Origin of the sequence: Nostoc sp. DedQUE02 (assembly GCF_034531035.1) — a bacterium.
Taxonomy (GTDB): Bacteria; Cyanobacteriota; Cyanobacteriia; order Cyanobacteriales; family Nostocaceae; genus Nostoc.
On record NZ_JAVRBY020000022.1, the window covers coordinates 37,316 to 55,501 of the forward strand.

The following is an 18,186-nucleotide window of genomic DNA, read 5'->3' on the forward strand; positions in this document are numbered from 1 at the left end:
GCAATTTTAGATTTCTTAAATATGCACAGGCTTGTAGCAAAGAAAATAAGTACTACCAGGAGTTTGAGATATTCTTAAATCATCATGTGCATCGTAACAACTAATTTCACCAAATCCAGCAGTTTCTAGAGCATAAAGAATCTCTTCTTTGAGATAACATTTTTCATAAATCACTTTATCTAAACGTTGCCAAGATTTTTCTAACAATGTGAATACAGTTAAATATATTTGACCTATTTTATTTTCTGAATTGTAGACATTTTTTGTAGACCAAGCGTAATCATCTTTTACATTACCAGAAAGTTTCCCGTTCCAATTTGATTGAAATTCTTCTTCTGTAAAGAAGTGACACAAGAATATCCCATTTTCGGTTAGTGCATTATAAACATTATTAAATACACATTCTAATTCTTCAATCTTCATAACATAGTTCAAAGAACCAGTCGTTGAAACCACTGCATCAAACTTAACAGGTAAATCGAAAAATCGAGCATCGCCAAGAATAAGTTTTGCTTCTGGTGCATTTTCACGAGCATAAAGCAACATTTCCTCAGAGCCATCAATTCCTGTGATTTTATAATCCTGTTTGAGTAATTGTTGTGCTAAATGTCCAGTCCCGCAACAAAGGTCAAGAATATGCGCTCCCTTGCTTAAATGGGGTAGTAACAATTTTTCTAAAACTGGTATTGTTTCCTGAAAAAGTCCTAATACCCAATCTTCGTTATATATGCGAGCTAGAACATCATAATCATCATAACGAATTGTCGAGTTCATGAAATATTACTCCTGAAACTATTGCAAAAGTTTAATTAGTCTTTAGCTTCAAACTTTACGATCTAAATAACTCTGCCTAATTAAATAAGAAATATAAACGCTGAGTAACTGATTGTCTAAGGAAGGACAAGTAATGGAAGTCTCGACTAATCCATCGATAACATTTTGGTTATCAAGCTGTAAAAATCCTGAATTGGAATTTTCTTCTTGAGCTTGTCTTGCTGGAAAAAATGGCACTAATGAATATAAAGGATGTTCTAATGAACCTTGAGAAACATTAACTAACTTCTCTCGCCACTGCTCATAAGAATTTTGCTCAATTGAATAACCCCATGAGCGAATATGCTCGATGAGTGTATTTGAGTGAAGAGTTTGGGGATGAACTAAATGGAAGGTTTTACCGAGAGATTCTTCCTGTTTTGATAAATGAACTATTGCCTTGCTGACATAATCTACAGGGACTATATTCTCTTTGATGTCTATATCTGGCGCACTTCCTAATTGTACACAACCTATTATCAATTTGTACAAAAAGTCATTACTATTAAAAACTCCTGTTTGGCTATGCCCCGATATACGTGATGGTCTGTAAATAGAGATAGGAATTCCTCTTTCAGCCGCAGTTTGTACTAACTTTTCAGCTACCCATTTAGTTTGACAATATCCATTGCTGGGAAATTCCTTCTCATTCAGTCTATCCTGTTCTCGTACTATTTTAACTCCCGATTCAACTTGTGAGGAAACAACACCAGAACTAGAAATAAAATGTACTGGTTTGGTTTTAGTTTGACTAGCTAATCTGAGAATTTCTTGTGTACCCAGTACGTTGGCAGGTTTTAGAATTGAATAGGGATAAATATGATGTACCCAAGCACCATTATGGTAAATGACATCAATTGTAGATGCTAATTGTTGAAATCTTTCAGTTTCCAAACCCAAAAGAGGCTTTGATAAATCGCCGATAATGGGAATAATTCGAGAACTCCAAATTTCGTTCCAGATTCCATAAGATTCTAGGGTATTTTGCAGCTTGTTATTGCTATATTCAAAATTTTGATAACGTACTAAGCAATAAATATCTGCTTTGGTTTGTTGCAAAAGTTCAGCTAGTAAAAATGCTCCTAAAAAGCCTGTAGCTCCAGTCAGTAAAATAGCATTGGGTTCAGAGATAAACTTACCAACAGTTTTAGAAGAAATTGTCTCATCTAAAATAGTTTCAGTTTTGATATCCAAAGTTGGATAATTAACTTCTGTTTGACAAACTCGATCAATATTTTCTGATAACCCCTCTACTGTAGGTTTTTCTAACAAACTGCGTAAAGATATATCCAAGTTAAAAGTTGCTTTAACTTTGGCTAGAAGTTGAGTAGTTAATAAAGAATGTCCACCCAATTCAAAGAAGTTGTCGTAAATACCAACTTTCTCAACTTTTAAAACCTCTGACCAGATTTGAGTTAGCATTTCCTCTACAGGGGTGCGAGGAGGAACAAATTCTCCTATTAAATCTGATCTGACTTGCTCTGGTGCGGGTAACGTCTTTCTATCGACTTTACCATTGGGGCTTAGAGGTAATTCTTTTAGTAGTACGATAGCGGATGGAACCATGAATTCTGGTAGTTTATCTTTGGCAAAATTGCGGAGTTCATTAACTGTAGTAGCTGATTTTGACAGGGGAACTACATAAGCAACTAAGCGTTTGTTTCCTGGTATGTCTTCACGTGCAATAACTACTATTTCTTGCACTCCTGGATGTTGATTTAGTAATGCTTCAATCTCACCTAATTCTATACGGAAACCGCGAATCTTTACTTGGTTGTCAATGCGTCCTAAAAAGTCAATATTGCCATTACTAAGATATCGCGCTAAATCACCAGTTTTATACAGACGAATTCCTGGTTGTTGGCTGAAGGGATGGGGAATGAATTTCTCAGATGTAATTGCAGGCTGATTTAAATAACCTCTAGCTAAACCTTCACCGCTAATATAAATTTCGCCAGGAACACCAACAGGAACCGGATGTAAGTGAGAGTCTAGTATGTATATTTTTGTATTGGCTATGGGACAACCAATGGATATTTGCGTTCCGGTTTCTAGAGAATGACAATGGTATACACTACTCCAAACAGTTGCTTCTGTGGGGCCGTACTCGTTAAATAGAGATGTTTCTGGCTGTAATTGAAAGTGAAGTTGTACCAATTCTGGTAGACAAGCTTCACCTGCAACTATGACAGCACGCAGAGAATTTAACTGTTCTAGTTTTGCTTGTTGCAATATGAGAGCATATAGAGAAGGAAGACTTAATAAATGGGAAACTCCATTTTGATAAATTAACTCTACGATTTTAGATACTTCCTTTTGTACACTTTCTTCTGGTAAATGTAGAGTTCCGCCACAACAAAGTGTCCAGAAAATACCTACAATAGAACTATCAAAAGCAAAGGATGAGAGTAATAAGAAACTGCTGATAGGTTCTTGATAGTAGGTAATGCGTGCAATTGTGGAGTGAACTAAGTTACGATGTGCGATCGCAACTCCTTTAGGTTTACCTGTAGAACCAGAGGTATAGATTACATAAGCTAAGTTTTCAAGAGTTCCTGTTGGAACGGGTTCTTCCTGACTCTGCTGTGCGATAGCTTCCCAATCTGTATCTAAACAAATTGTCTGTGCATCGTGCTTGGGTAAGTTTTCCAAAAGATACTGCTGAGTCAATAATATAGAGACTTGAGTATCCTCTAGCATGAAGGCTAAACGCTCTTGGGGATAGTGCGGATCGAGGGGAACATAAGCACCACCAGCTTTGAGAATACCCAAGATACCTACGAGCATTTCGAGCGATCGTTCCACACAAATCCCCACTAAAACTTCTGCGCCTACCCCCAATTTTTGTAAGGAATGAGCTAATTGATTTGCACGCGCATTTAGCTCAGTATAAGTGAGTTGCTGGTTGTTAAATACGATAGCAATATTATCTGGGATACGTTCTACTTGCTCTGTAAATAGTTGGTGAATGCATTTATTTTGTGGGTAATCTGCTTGAGTTTGATTGAACTCAAATAGAAGCTGATGCAAGGTGCGATCGCTTAAAATTTCTAATTCACTGATTCTAGCTTCTGAATTATACGTTGCACTTTCTACTAACTTGTGAAATTGCTCTGCTAAACCTGCAATATCTTGTGCAGAAAATAGGTTAGAGTCATAATGAAATTCTGTATTCAAAAAACCATTCTTGCGTTTACAAGAGAGTTTAACTTTGAAACGTTCAGTACAGATATCAAGTTTGGAAATAGAAAATGAGATATTACCTGCACAATGCTTTATATCTTCTTCTGTAAACTCAAAACCCACGGGTAAAAAAGGCAAAATATCTGATTTATTATTTCCTTCTGATATTTGTTCCCAAGTAAAACACTCTTGCCATTTGTCGATAGATTCTACAGATTCATGCACTTGCTGTAAAACTTGACTAAATTTAAAAATATCTTCTAAATGACAATGAAGTGGTAAATATTTAGCAAATAGTCCCAATGCTCCTTTGAGTTCCTCATATTTTCTGCCATTAAATTCCTTGGCGACGTTCATTTCAGATTGTCCACTCAATCGCCAAAGTAAAACTAGCCAGCAAGTTAGATAAAAGTTAGAGGCAGAAGTATTATACTTATGAGCCAATGTTTCGATATTAGCTACTAGTTCTGGAGTAATAACTGAATCTACTAATTTTGGTTGAAATTTTTGTTGGTTCGAGGGACGATTTTCAAAAGGAAGCTGAAAACTGCCAATAGTAGAGTAGTCTTGCTGTTGCCAATATTCTCTACCTATTTTAGTTTCTTCTGCTTCTAGGATTTGATTTTGCCATTCTGAAAAGTCTGCATACTGAAGTGGTTCTTCAGATAATTCTTCATCCAGCTTTCCTAAGTAAGAAAGAGCCAGTTCCCGTACTAAACAATTAAGGGTTGCACTATCTGCACAAAGAGCAGGCAAACTGATAAACAATAAATACTTATTTGGCGAAATAGTTACCAAATATGTATTTAAAATGGAACCTTTTTCAAGCTCAAAGTTTTGTTGTTTAATTTTCTGAAAAATTAACTCAATCTGCGCCTCTAGTTCTTGAGGTTTCAAATTACTAATATCGGATTTTTTATCTAAAATAATCTTGCTATCTGTAATTACCTGTACCGGAATAGTCATTCCAGGTAGACAAACAAAACTGGTGCGGAGAATTTCATAGCGATTGACAACATCTTGCAATGCCAATTCCAAATTATTGACATTAATATTTCCTTCAATCAAAATTGCACAATCGCTACGATAAGCCGAACTTTTATCGATTTGTTGTAGCAACCATAAATGCTCTTGCTGAGGTGAAAGTCTGAAACCCTCGATACTTTCTACTTGCATATTTATACCTCAGTGTTAGTTAAATACTTTGTGGTGTATAAGGTTCAGCCATTCCGACTAAAATTCTTCTGGGAGGAACAAATGGCTGACGAGCATGTATTGATAACATATTATCCAACATCAATACATCTCCTTTCTGCCAAGAAAAAGTGACCATTTCTTCTTGATAAGCAGCTCGCAGTTCAGCTAAGACTGATGGCTCAATTGCAGAACCATCACCGTAATATGTGTTAGTTGGTAAATCTTCTTCTGGCAAACTTTTCAATAACGATTCGCGTACTGTTGGTTCTAATGTAGAAACGTGAAAAAAAGTTGCGTGATTAAACCAGACCATTTCACCTGTTTGAGGATGTTTGATAATAGCTGGGCCAACTTGTCTAGTTCTTAAGCGATCGCCTGCTTTCCATTCAACCTGAATTCCATTGCTTTGGCAATACTCTTCTACTTTTGTTTTGTCTGTAGTTTGAAATACAGTTTGCCAAGGAAGACCAAATCCATCACCAAAGTTACGCATATACATAACTTGTTTTTCAATGAAGCGATCGCGGATAGTTGGATCAATCCGCTCAAAAACTTTTCGACAATTACCAATTGGAGTTTCTCCTCCCTCCTTTGCTGGACTCATACAAAAAAAGAAGATTTTCAACGGAAATGTAGGAGAGTAAGCATGTTCATTGTGAGGAAAAATACTTTGATCCGCAGGATAGTCAGTTGAAGTATAAATTCTCCCACTTACTTGAGTTCGTGGAGATGCCCGATAACGATATTCCATTGCTTCTTTACAAATCGCTGCGATAATTTGCTCAAATTCTTCTATTGAATTAACTTTGAAATCTCGAAAAAGGAGCGCTCCATATTTTAATAATTCAGTTTTCAAATATTCTCGATTATTCTTAGCCCAATTTTGTAGATTAACTCCCTTTACACTAGGCTTCATCACCAAAGGAAAGTTAGTATCTGAGTTAAGAAATTCAGTTGTGATTAACTCTTTTGTGGATATATTAACAGCTTTCCGTCTTACAGAACCCAAAGATTTAATTTTTGTCATGATTTTTATTATTGGTTGCTGATTCTTTACTCGTTCTACGTTTAACGTTGGTTAATTTTTGTTGGATAGTATTTTGATAAATCTTTTCTCTAGATAAATCCTCTTTTTTATTTAATTCATCAAAAATTATTTTTAATTCACTTAATTTACTTTCTGGATGTGTTGCAATCTTATTTAGAAGTGTTGCAAAATTATTCGATAATCTAACAATGCTGCCTCGCTCGAATAAATCAGTGTTATATTCCCATACACCAAATAATCCCTGCTCCGTTTCGTTTAACTCCAACAACAAGTCAAACTGCACTGTTTTGTTTTCGACCTTCAAAGATGTGATAGTTAGACCTGGCAGTTGTAAAGACGGGGTTTGGGTATTTTCCAAAACAATCTTGGCTTGAAATAGCGGTGTGCGGTTTAACTCCCGTTTTGGATTCAGAACATCAACCAGTTTGTCGAAGGGTAAATCCTGGTGAGCATAAGCTTCTAAAGTCATTTCGCGGACTCGTTCTAATAACTCTACAAAAGTAGGATTTCCTGATAAATCTGTACGCAATACTAACTGGTTAACAAAAAATCCGATCAATTCTTTAGTCTCGGCTTGATTGCGATTGGCAATATCAGTACCCACAACAATATCTTCTTGATCGGTGTACCAGTGCAGCAAAGTCTGGAAAGCCGCTAACAGAATCATAAACAGTGTGATACCTTGGCGCTGATTCAGAGCCTTCAGCTTCTCAGATAAAGTTTTGGGTAGAACCAGAGTTTCCCTAGCTCCTGAGAAAGTCTGGATAGGCGTTCGCGGAGCGTCTTGTAGAGAAACTCGCCGTAGGCGATCGCTACGGAGTTCCAGAACAGGAAGTTTACCGCCTAATTGCTTTTGCCAGTAAGCAAGTTGAGTTTCTAATCGCTCTCCCTGTAACCACTGTCGTTGCCAAACAGCAAAGTCTGCATATTGGATAGATACTTCTGAAAGAGGCGAGGCTTTGCCATCAGAGAAAGCTTGGTACAAGGTTGCGATTTCGTGAATCAGCACACCTATAGCCCAGCCATCAGCGACAATGTGATGCATGGTTAACAATAATGCATATTCTGCTGCCGCAAGTTGCACTAAAGTAACTCGCAACAAAGGCCCTTTAGTTAAGTCGAAAGGCTGTTGAGCTTCTTCACTCGCCAGTCTCAAAACTTCAGCCTCTCTTTGCTTTTGGGAAAGCTCTTGTAAATCTATCACTACTAGTTTGAAGCTCAAACTTGGAGCAATAACTTGCAAAGGTTGCCCATCAACTACTGTGAATGTAGTTCTTAAAACTTCGTGCCGTCTCACAACTTCGTTAAAGCTTTGCTCCAGCGCTGCTACATTTAACCATCCCACAAGACGCATAGATTGAGAGATGTTGTAAGCACTGTTTCCAGGCTGTAACTGGTCGATAAACCACAACCTCTGCTGGGCAAAAGATAGAGGAAATAAGTTAGATTCTCGACTTTGACGAACTATTTGCGATTGTGAAAAGACGTTCTCTTTTTTCTTGTGAAGGCGTTGTGCAAGAAGCTGAAGTTTTTCTGGGGAAAGACCAGCGATCCGTTGCGAAAGGTCACTCATTTTAATTCCCTGCTTTTCCCTTCGTTGGTATAATTTTTAAACAACTAAATGATTGATGACCAGATTTAATCAACTTAATTACTTACTTAATTTTGCGAAGCAATTAAGGTCTGCATCTCATGTTCTGATAGCTGTTCAATATCTGCTAAGGCTTGAGCCAACTCTTCTAAATTTGTCTGTTCAGACAGTTTTTGGACAATAGTTTCAGCTAATTCAACTATAGTTGGCCCGTTAAAGAAGCCTTTATAAGAGAGTTCTATTTGGAAAATTTTGCACAGTTGAGAAACTAATTGAGTGGCAAATAAAGAGTCTCCTCCTAGCTCAAAAAAATTATCGTGAGTTCCTACTTTCTCAATACCTAAAAGTTGTTGCCAAACGTCAGCAAGGGTTCGCTCAATTTCATTACTAGGAGCAACATAAACATTTGTTAAATTAGGGCGCGGGTGGGTTGGTTTGGATTTACTTAGTTGGGCTAGTTTTTCCTCGAAGGATTTAGGAGATTCCTTTGCCTTAATCCGGCTAGAAAAATCTTGTGTTGATACAATTACTTGAGGAATGCTACTACACAGAATACGTCTAAACGCCTCTATGCCTTCAAAGGAGACCATTCTTGCTGTCAATTTTTCTCCTGTGATTTCTTGATGCCTTGTTTCAATAGCAATTGCCATTCCTACACTGTTCCATCTATCCCAGTTAATAGACTTAACGAATTTCCATCTCCCATATTTGGAGGTACTGTAGTGAGCGAAGGAGTCAATAAAGGCATTTCCAGCTGTATAATCTGCCATTCCAGATTCGCCAACAAACGAATTGAGTGATGAACAAAGTACAAAGAAATCCAGTTGGCTTTCTTGGAATAAAGTTTCAAGTACTCGTGTTCCTTGTACTTTCGGTGCTAAAGCACTTGCTACAGTTTCTTTTGTTGTGAGTTGCATCATCCCTCCGCCGTAAACTGCGGCTGCATGAATTACTCCATGAATCTCACCAAATTGCTGATTACTTTTGTTAAGCACCACTAACATCTGGTCAAGATTGGTAACATCAGCACTAACTATCATTACCTCTGCACCTAACGCCTTCATCGCCTGCAATTTTTGGATCTTCTGGCTAATACGATCTTGCCAATCGTGAGTCGATAACCATTCAGACCACTTGTCTTGATCGGGGAAAGCTGAACGCCCCAGTAATATTAATTTTGCTTGCACGGTCTGTGCTAAATATTCTGCCAGCTCCAGACCAACACCTCCTAATCCACCAGTGATGAGATATACCCCCTGTTTTCTGAGGCGGAGATTTTCGGTAACGGTTTCATGTAGTTGCACAGGTTCAAAATCTTGCACCCAGCGATTCCGCCCACGGTAAGCAATAATTTGGTCAGATGTATAAGTTGTGAGTTCCCCTATTAAGGTTGTGATGAGTTGTTCCTCTTGATCGCTTTCTACAGGAACTACAACATCAATACTGCGACAGGTTATATTTGGATACTCTAGCGGCATAACTTTGCAAGCTCCGAGAACCAATGCCTTTTCTGGACATAATATTTCTGAACCTGTTACTTCCTGCAAATTGTTGGAGACAATGCTAATTTCTACAGCATCTGTTTGGTTATTTTCTGTAATGGACTGCGCCAAAAACAATAAACTTGACCAGCCTAAAGCTTCAATTGCTGAGTTGGTGTAACTATTTGGTGTCACACTCCACAGATGAACAATCCTTTTTGGAATCTTACCCAAGCTCCGAAGTTCTTTGAGTAGGGTGTTGTATTCATCCTCTTTTTGAGGGTTAATTGTATATGTGAGCTTAGAATATTCGATAATTTGTTGAAATTGCTCTCCAACTCTAACGCTAATAACATCCTGCTTCTCAAGTAATAGCTGTTTTACCAGCTTTTCGCCCAAGCCGCACTCATCCACAAACACTAACCAGCATCCTGATTTTTCTCCCAGTCCAGGTTGAGGTTGCGGTGGCATGGTACGTTTCCAGGAAGGGATGTAAAACCAGTCAGCAATATCTGACTTTTTCACCAACAAATCTTGGTGCTGTTTGCTAGGAGCTTTTTGCTTTGTGATGGTAAATGCTGTGGGTGCTGAGTTAGTTACCGATGATGTAGCAGCCTGAGCCACCAAAATTTGTTCACCGAAAGCTTTAGTTTCCGAGACAGCTGCTACCTCAACAAACCCTTGAGAGTGTAGAGCCTGTTTTTGTGGTTCAATCCAGTAACGTTGGCGCTCGAATGGATAGGTTGGTAAGGGAATGTGATGGCGTTGTTCGTTAGCATAAAAACTAGACCAGTCTACTTTGACACCAAAAAGCCAGAGTTGCCCCAAAGAGTTGAGTAAAAATGCTACATCAGACTGTTGTTCTTGTGGATGGCGGATTGAGGTTAGTATGACCTGTTGATCTTTATGATGTTGCTTGGTAAAGGTACTTAAAGTTCTTCCCGGCCCGACCTCTAAAAATATGCGCTCCTGTGTTTTGAGTAACTCAGTTATCCCTTCGCTAAAGCGCACTGTCTGCCGTAAATGCCTTACCCAATATTTGGGATCTGTTGCTTCGGCTACAGTAATCCAAGTGCCACTAACATTAGATACAAACGGAATTGTCGCCGGATGAAGTTGGAGTTTTTGTAACTGTTCTGTAAATGGCTGGAGAATTGGCTCCATCATCTGAGAATGAAAGGCATGAGAAATATGCAGCCTGCGACAGCCGACAGCTTTGGATTCTAGCTGTTTTTGCAATTGTGCGATCGCTTCAGTTGTACCAGAAACCACGCAGTATGAAGGACTATTGCTTGCAGCTAAAGACAGTTCCCTATTTAGTAATGGCTGTATCTCTAGTTCGGGAAGTTGCACAGAGAGCATTTCCCCACTCGGAAGTTGCTGCATTAGTCGTCCTCGAATTGCCACTAGCGCTAAAGCATCTTCCAGCGAAAAAACTCCAGCTAAAGTAGCAGCAACATACTCCCCGATACTGTGACCAATCATCGCCTCTGGGTGTACACCCCACCCTATCCACAATTGAGCTAGGGCGTACTCAATGACAAATAATGCTGGCTGGGCAACAGATGTCTGCTTGAGTTGCTCTGTTACCTGTGCTGCCTCATTTGGAAACAGTATATGACGTAAATCAAGACCTAGATGGTATTTTAGCAGTTCACAGCAGCGATCAACTGCAAGTGTAAAAATTGGCTCACTCTCGTAGAGTTCTCTACCCATATTTACGTACTGTGTTCCTTGCCCGGAAAACATAAATACCACAGGACGATTAACAGGCTGCTGGTATTGGGTGAAAACTCGTTGTGAATCTAAAGGGGAAAGCACCTTCAACGCATCATTCATGTCTTGACATACTACCATACGGCGATGGTCAAAAGCTCGACGACCGACACCAAGGGTATGAGCCACATCAGCAAGATGCAACTCAGGATATTGCTGGATATGATTAGCCAGATTCGCCGTAACTTTTTCTAATGCCGATTCGGTCTTCGCAGAAAGAACCAACAGATGATATTTCCTCCCCTGCCCCTCTGCCCCCCTGCTTCCCTGCTCCCTTACCGGGGCTTCTTCCAAAATTACATGGGCATTAGTCCCACCAATCCCAAAAGAACTGACTCCGGCACGGCGAGGAATGCCGTTTGTTTTCCATTGGGTAAGTTTGGTGTTGACATAAAAAGGACTGTTGGCAAAATCAATCTGCGGATTAGGTTCTTGAAAGTGCAAACTAGGCGGTATTTGTTGATTCTTCAGGGCTAGGACGGTTTTAATTAAACCTGTTACCCCAGCAGCAGCGTCTAAATGTCCAATGTTACTTTTTACTGAGCCAATGGCGCAGAAGCTTTTTTTCTCAGTGCTGGCTCGAAAAGCTTGTGTTAACGCCGCAATTTCAATGGGATCTCCTAGTGTTGTTCCTGTACCATGAGCTTCAATATAGGTAATGGTTTCAGGTTTAACGTCGGCAACAACTTGAGCGGTTCTAATAACTTTGGCTTGACCGTCTATTCGTGGTGCCGTGTAGCTAACTTTGAAAGATCCATCGTTATTGATTGCAGAACCTTTGATGACAGCATGGATGGTATCTCCATCTGCTAGAGCATCCTCTAATCTCTTCAAAACTACGATACCTACACCTTCGCCACCAACAGTTCCCTGCGCTTGAGCATCAAAAGCGCGGCAGTGTCCGTCAGGCGAACCAATTCCTCCTTCTTTATACAAATAGCCAGATTTTCTTGATGCAGAGATTGAAACACCACCAGCCAAAGCTAGATCGCATTCCCCATTTAGTAAGCTTTGAGTAGCTAAATGCACAGCGACTAAGGAAGTAGAACAGGCGGTTTGAACAGTAAAACTCGGCCCCTCTAGATTAAGTTTGTAAGAAACGCGAGTAGTTAAGTAATCTTTGTCATTTGCGATCGCTAGTTGGTGATTATCTATAGATCCAATAATATCTTCGTTTAAAACAATATTCAGTAAGTATCTACTTAAGCTAGCTCCGGCGTAAACTCCAATAGAACCTTGATAATTTTCTGAGTCATAGCCAGCATCTTCAAGGGCAATATATGCACATTCTAAAAATAGACGATGTTGTGGATCGGTAATTTCAGCTTCTCTGGGATTAAAACCAAAAAATGCAGCATCAAAAAGTTCTACATCTTCTAATACAGCTCGTGCTTTGACAAACTTTGGGTTATTGAGTCTAGCTGCATCTAGCCCGTAAGCTAACAGTTCTTCATCAGTAAAAAATGAAATTGACTCTACACCATTTTGGAGATTTTGCCAAAACTCATCAATATTTTTGGCTCCAGGAAACCGACCTGCTATGCCAATAATCGCTATTTCTGAACCATTATACTCAACAGATGCTACGGGGATATTCACTCTTCCTTCACTCCTTGATTATTCATTATTGACTTCATTTTTTGCAACCGTTTTCTTTGCTGAGATTTACCAATTGCAATTTTTTCTATTGAAATATTAGTTTCATTTAAAGAGGATATTTGATTTTTAGTTGAACTAAAGAACTCTGCAAGAGAGCTAATAGTGGGATATCTGAACATATCGAGCATTGATAAATCGATTTTGAATATTTCGCGTAATTGGCTATTAACTTTAACCAGAAGTAATGAATGACCACCGAGTTCAAAAAAGTTGTCGTGAATACCTATTTTCTCGATATTGAGAAATTTTTGCCAAATTGTAGCGATAGTTTGTTCTATCTCTGTTTGTGGCATCACATAAGCAACTTCTAACTCTGGGCGGAGAGTTTCTGGTGCTGGCAAAGCTTGACGGTTTACCTTGCCGTTCGATGTCAGTGGTAGCACCTCCAGCATAATAAAGACTGATGGCACCATATACTCTGGCAGAAGCTTCAAAAGGAAGTTACGTAGTTCACTGGTTGTCAATGTTTGCTTGTTGCAGGGAACAACATAGGCCACCAAGTTCTTGTCGCCAGGTTGGGTTTCCTGAGCCAGTACCACAGTCTCCCGTATACTTGGGTGTTGAGCGAGCATTGCCTCAATCTCCCCTAGTTCAATGCGGAAACCACGGATTTTAACCTGATGGTCAATGCGTCCCAAGTATTCAATATCTCCATTAGGTAGATAGCGGGCTAAGTCGCCTGATTTATAAAGGCGTGCGTTTGGTTTATCACTAAAGGAGTTGGGGATAAACCTAAGAGCGGTTAGTTCTGGTCGATTTAAATAACCTCGCGCCACGCCAGCACCACCAATGTACATCTCACCGATGACTCCAATAGGTACTGGCTGTCCATGTTGATCCAACAAGTAAATTTGTAAGTCAGGAATTGGACGACCAATAACACTCCCTGGAGCAATTTTTAAGTCAGCCATCGTCAATGGACGATATGTCACATGCACAGTTGTTTCTGTAATACCGTACATATTGACTAACTGTGGAAACCGATCGCCATGTCGTTCAAACCAAGGTCTTAAGCTTTGAAGTTCTAGAGCTTCTCCACCGAAAATGACCAGTCGTAGGCTCAACTTTTTGGTGCTTCCCAACAATTCCTCTGCTTGTATGAGTTGACGGAAAGCTGAAGGTGTCTGGTTGAGTACTGTCACTTGCTGGGTTGACAAGAATTTGTAGAAATCTTCAGGTGAACGACTTAACGAGTATGGTACTATCACTAACCGTCCACCAAACAACAGGGCACCCCAGAGTTCCCAAACTGAAAAATCAAAGGCAATTGAATGAAAAAGTGAAAATACATCCTTTTGGTTGAAGTGATACCAGGACTCAGTTGCTGCCAATAGACGGACAACATTGGCATGATTGACTAAGACACCCTTCGGTTGTCCTGTTGAGCCTGAGGTATAGATTATATAAGCTAGGTTATCAGTTCTATAATTACTAATTAAATTTTGTTGATTTTCCTGAACTCTACTTTCCCAATCTGTATCTAAACAGACAACCCTGGTGTGATTTTTCGGCAAAATTTCTATCAAGCACTTCTGAGTCAGCAGTATTGGTATCTGCGCGTCCTGCAAGATAAAAATTAATCTTTCTGGGGGATATACTGGATCGAGTGGCACGTATGCGCCACCAGCTTTCAGGATACCTAGAATTCCGATCGCCATTTCAAGCGATCGCTCCACACAAATCCCTACTAATACCTCTGGCTTGACCCCAAGCGATCGCAAATAATGCGCTAATTGATTTGCACGATGGTTTAGCTCTCGATAGGTGAGGTGTTGGTCTCCAAAGACTACAGCAATTGCATCAGGCGATCGCTCTACTTGAGCTTCAAATAACTCATGGATACAATACTCTCTAGGATAGTCAGTTTGAGTATTGTTCCACTCCACTAACAACTGATGCTGTTGAGTTTGTGTCAATATAGGCAATTGTGCAAGAGGTTGCTCTGGGTTAGCGACAACACCTTCTAGCAAGGTTACGTAATGTCCGAGCCAACGCTGAATTGTTTGGGTATCAAATAAATCTGTATTGTATTCTAGTTCTAGTAGTAATTCACTGTCTGTCTGAAGAATATTTAAATTAATATCCAGCTTAGTAGCACTCGTGGAATTTTTAGCTATCTCAAACTCTTGTTTTAAAGACTTTGATTCCAATGGAGCTTTATCCAGATTAAACCCTGTGGTAAAAAGAGGGGTGCGGCTAGGGTCTCGTGGTAACTTTAAATTTTCAATTAGTTTAATAAAAGGATAAATTTGATACTCGTAAGCATCTAATAATATCTGCTGGATTGAACTCAAATACTCTGCAAAGCCTGGGTTGCCAACAACTTGGCTGCGTATGGGCAATAGATTAACACAGTGCCCGACAAGATATTCACCTGCGATCGCAGATTGTCCAGCCGAAGCAATACCAACAACAATATCTTGTTGATTCGTCAATCGTTGCAATAAGGTGATAAATGCTGTTAAAAGAATTGTAAATAAAGTATAACCACGTTGTAAACTTAAGCTTTTCAAAGAATTATACAAAGTGGAATCAAGAATTATATTTTCTCGCGCTCCAGTGTAGGAAAATATCGGTGGTCGTGGACGGTCAGTTGGTAATTCCAAAACAGGCACTGAACTAGCAAACTGATTCAGCCAATAAGCTTCAGCTTTTGCCATTTCTGGACTCTGCTGCATTTGTACTTGCCACAGAGCATACTCACTCCATTTCATAGGTTGCGGAAGTTGGCTAGCAATACCTTGGCATTCTGCGGAATAAATTGTTGCTAGTTCTCGTAACAAAATACTAATTGACCAACCATCAGCAACAATGTGATGATTTGTCAGAATTATCAGATGATGATCTTCCTGCAACTTGACGATATGACACTTCAGTAATGGCCCTTTTTCCAAATGAAAAATTTGTTGAGCTTCTCGTGCTAATAATTCCGATAGCTGCGTTTCTCGTTGACTTTTATCTAAAGTTGAAAAGTCGCTCACTGGAATGTCTATAGTCAAAATAGGATGAATCAGTTGATTATCACCCTCTGGGCTAAAAGTAGTTCGCAGCGCTTCGTGACGATTGATAATTTCCTGAACAGCCTTACGTACTGCTAATAAATTGCTACTTCCTCGCAGATGGATAGTTCTAGATTCGTTATAAGCGCGGGAAACTTCATCTCCCATCTGTGCTAAAAACCACAGTTCTTTTTGTGCTGCCGTCAAGGGAACTTCAAGCGTTTTTGAAATCGGGGCAGGTGGTAATAATTCCCCTTGTTGCATTTCTACTACGCTTTCTTTAACTGCCCCAATTACGTGTTCAATATCTGCATCGGTATGCGCCGTAGATAGATAAAATGTCCGTCCTTCCCAGACATAAACGCCTTTTTCTAAGAGATGGTAGAAAAACAACTGACCAAACTTGAGAGGAGATGAGGCAATGAAACGAAACAGCGAACCAAAATGAACTACTTGAATAGGAACTTGTCTTTGTTCAAAGTAACTATTAAGAGTTTGGGCTAATTTCGTTGTTTTTTCAGATAACTCCTGCTGTAATTTTGGGCCACTGTTTTTAATATGATTGAGTGCAGCCCAAGCCGCAGCCATCACCAAAGGATGTTTGAAGAAAGTACCAGCAAATACTGTAGTTTCCGCTTCAGGATAAGACCCATCTCCATAGTTCCACATCCCACCATCAAGGATATCCATTAAAGCTGCCTTGCCAGCTATAACTCCAATGGGCATCCCAGCAGCAACCGCTTTACCATAAGTGGTCAAATCTGCTTGAATATTCCACAATCCCTGAATCCCACCTGGATGCATCCGAAAACCGGTAATCACTTCATCAAAAATTAATACGGTTCCTGTTGCTTGAGTTAATTGTCTGAGTTGCAGCAGAAACTCTTTCGGTTGCAAATCTGGGCGACTGCTTTGTATCGGTTCCACCAGAACTGCGGCCAGTTCGTAACCATGAGTTTTCAGAATCTCTAGAGATTCAGGTTGGCCATAGTCAAGTACGATAACATCATCAGCAATGTATGATGGAATACCTATAGCTCTGGGGATAGAACGCCTCGTTCCTTCGCTGGTTGTTACTCCTCTTACCAAAATCCCATCATAAGTACCGTGATAAGAACCAGCAAATAAAGCAATCTTAGAGCGTTTTGTAGTAGCCCGTGCTAGGCGGATTGCTGCCATTACTGCTTCTGTGCCATCGTTACAAAAAGCTGCTCGTTCTGCGCCTGTCAACTCACAAATTAACTCCGCAACCTGACCGGCGAGACGCGATTGTGGCCCGTGCAATATACCTTGTTTTATTTGTTCTTGAATAGCTTCGATGACAAAAGATGGTGAATGACCAAATAAAAGCGCACCAAACCCCATAGAAATGTCTACATACTCTTGGCCATCAACATCCCAGAGTCTAGCTCCCTCTCCACGCTGTCCGTGAATGGGATACAACATCTCTTTAATGGAGGGCAGGAAGCCTGTTATCGCCCTACTGTTGGCATGGTAGGAACGATAAGTTTGAGTAAGTCGTTTAGATTCGGGAGTCAGCTTGACAAAACGTGCAATTAAAGCATCTAAATGTTTTTGTTGATGGGGAGTTAACAGAGTCTTTGATTCTAAATGAAGAGGCTCAATTGTTTTGTTGATGAGTTGTTCATTAGACTCAGCCTGAATCGATGATGGAATTTCTGGAAAACCAGAGTTATTAGCAATTTGTCTTCCCTCATGCTGAATAGGGCTAGATGAGATTACTTTTTGTACAGATAATATCTTCTTAGATGAACCTGCTTTTTGCAAAATGTCTAACTGTTTGGACATCAACTGAAGCTGCTGTTCTATTACCTGTTCTAGTACTGTACCTGTTACAGATTCATCTTCTTGCTCTAAATTTTGTGTATCTGAAGTCTTTTCAGTATGTGCTTGTAGTATTGGGCTAAAGGTTGATTCTTGAAAAGAAGGCTCTACAATCATATTTTGTAGAGGTATTTCTTGAGCTATATGAGTTCCTAATGCATGAATTGTTGATAAATTTTCAAGCAATAAGCGAAAAGGAATATTAATATCTAACTCTTGTTGAATAGCACGGTTAATTTGCAACAAAATTAGAGAATCAACACCCATCGCCAGAAAAGGAGTATGAATATCTATTCCAGATGATTTTACTCCCAATGACTCGCTAACAATGTACTTGAGTGTCGATATTATTTTATATAAAGAATCTTCATTCATAATATTTTACATTAATTAAAATTACTAATAAATCAAAAAACTTTTGTTAAATGAAACTACATATTTTTTTCTAATAGTTCTAGCTGTTGAAACATAATAGAAATTTGATGCTCTATTATTTTTTTAGCAGAATTATCGCGTTTTTCATTTTTGCTACTCAAATGGAGAATATTATTTTGCTGAGATTCAACAAGCAAATGTTGTGATTTATCTTCTAAA

The 18,186-nt window shown here is 39.4% G+C and carries 6 protein-coding genes; all 6 read right to left on the bottom strand.

What is annotated here, in order from left to right:
• Positions 1-15 precede the first annotated feature (15 nt).
• The 6 genes from RMX98_RS18120 to RMX98_RS18145 all read right to left on the bottom strand — a co-directional run bounded on the left by RMX98_RS18120 (position 16) and on the right by RMX98_RS18145 (position 17,967).
• Positions 16-774 (bottom strand): class I SAM-dependent methyltransferase, encoded by a 759-nt coding sequence (locus RMX98_RS18120; RefSeq protein ID WP_322680051.1) that lies wholly within the window; start codon positions 772-774, stop codon positions 16-18.
• Positions 775-822: 48 nt separating this feature from the next.
• Positions 823-5,172 carry an amino acid adenylation domain-containing protein gene (locus tag RMX98_RS18125; RefSeq protein ID WP_322680052.1) on the bottom strand — a complete coding sequence of 1,450 codons (4,350 nt, stop codon included), beginning with the start codon at positions 5,170-5,172 and terminating at the stop codon, positions 823-825.
• Between the two features lie 19 nt (positions 5,173-5,191).
• Positions 5,192-6,220, bottom strand: coding sequence for a TauD/TfdA family dioxygenase (locus RMX98_RS18130; protein WP_322680053.1), 1,029 nt, complete (start codon positions 6,218-6,220; stop codon positions 5,192-5,194).
• On the bottom strand, positions 6,207-7,814 hold the full coding sequence (locus tag RMX98_RS18135; RefSeq protein WP_322680054.1) for a condensation domain-containing protein: 1,608 nt from the start codon (positions 7,812-7,814) through the stop codon (positions 6,207-6,209). Before RMX98_RS18135 ends, RMX98_RS18130 begins: the two co-directional genes overlap by 14 nt.
• 86 nt (positions 7,815-7,900) lie before the next feature.
• Positions 7,901-12,688, bottom strand: coding sequence for a type I polyketide synthase (locus RMX98_RS18140; RefSeq protein WP_322680055.1), 4,788 nt, complete (start codon positions 12,686-12,688; stop codon positions 7,901-7,903).
• Positions 12,685-17,967, bottom strand: coding sequence for a non-ribosomal peptide synthetase (locus RMX98_RS18145; protein WP_322680056.1), 5,283 nt, complete (start codon positions 17,965-17,967; stop codon positions 12,685-12,687). The genes RMX98_RS18140 and RMX98_RS18145 overlap by 4 nt, the downstream gene beginning before the upstream one ends.
• Positions 17,968-18,186 lie beyond the last annotated feature (219 nt).

Excerpts from the sequence above, each read along its gene's own strand:
- RMX98_RS18120 (WP_322680051.1), bottom strand. The coding sequence starts at position 774 with ATGAACTCGACAATTCGTTATGATGATTATGATGTTCTAGCTCGCATA.
- RMX98_RS18130 (WP_322680053.1), bottom strand. The coding sequence starts at position 6,220 with ATGACAAAAATTAAATCTTTGGGTTCTGTAAGACGGAAAGCTGTTAAT.
- RMX98_RS18135 (WP_322680054.1), bottom strand. The coding sequence starts at position 7,814 with ATGAGTGACCTTTCGCAACGGATCGCTGGTCTTTCCCCAGAAAAACTT.
- RMX98_RS18145 (WP_322680056.1), bottom strand. The coding sequence starts at position 17,967 with ATGAATGAAGATTCTTTATATAAAATAATATCGACACTCAAGTACATT.
- RMX98_RS18125 (WP_322680052.1), bottom strand. The coding sequence starts at position 5,172 with ATGCAAGTAGAAAGTATCGAGGGTTTCAGACTTTCACCTCAGCAAGAG.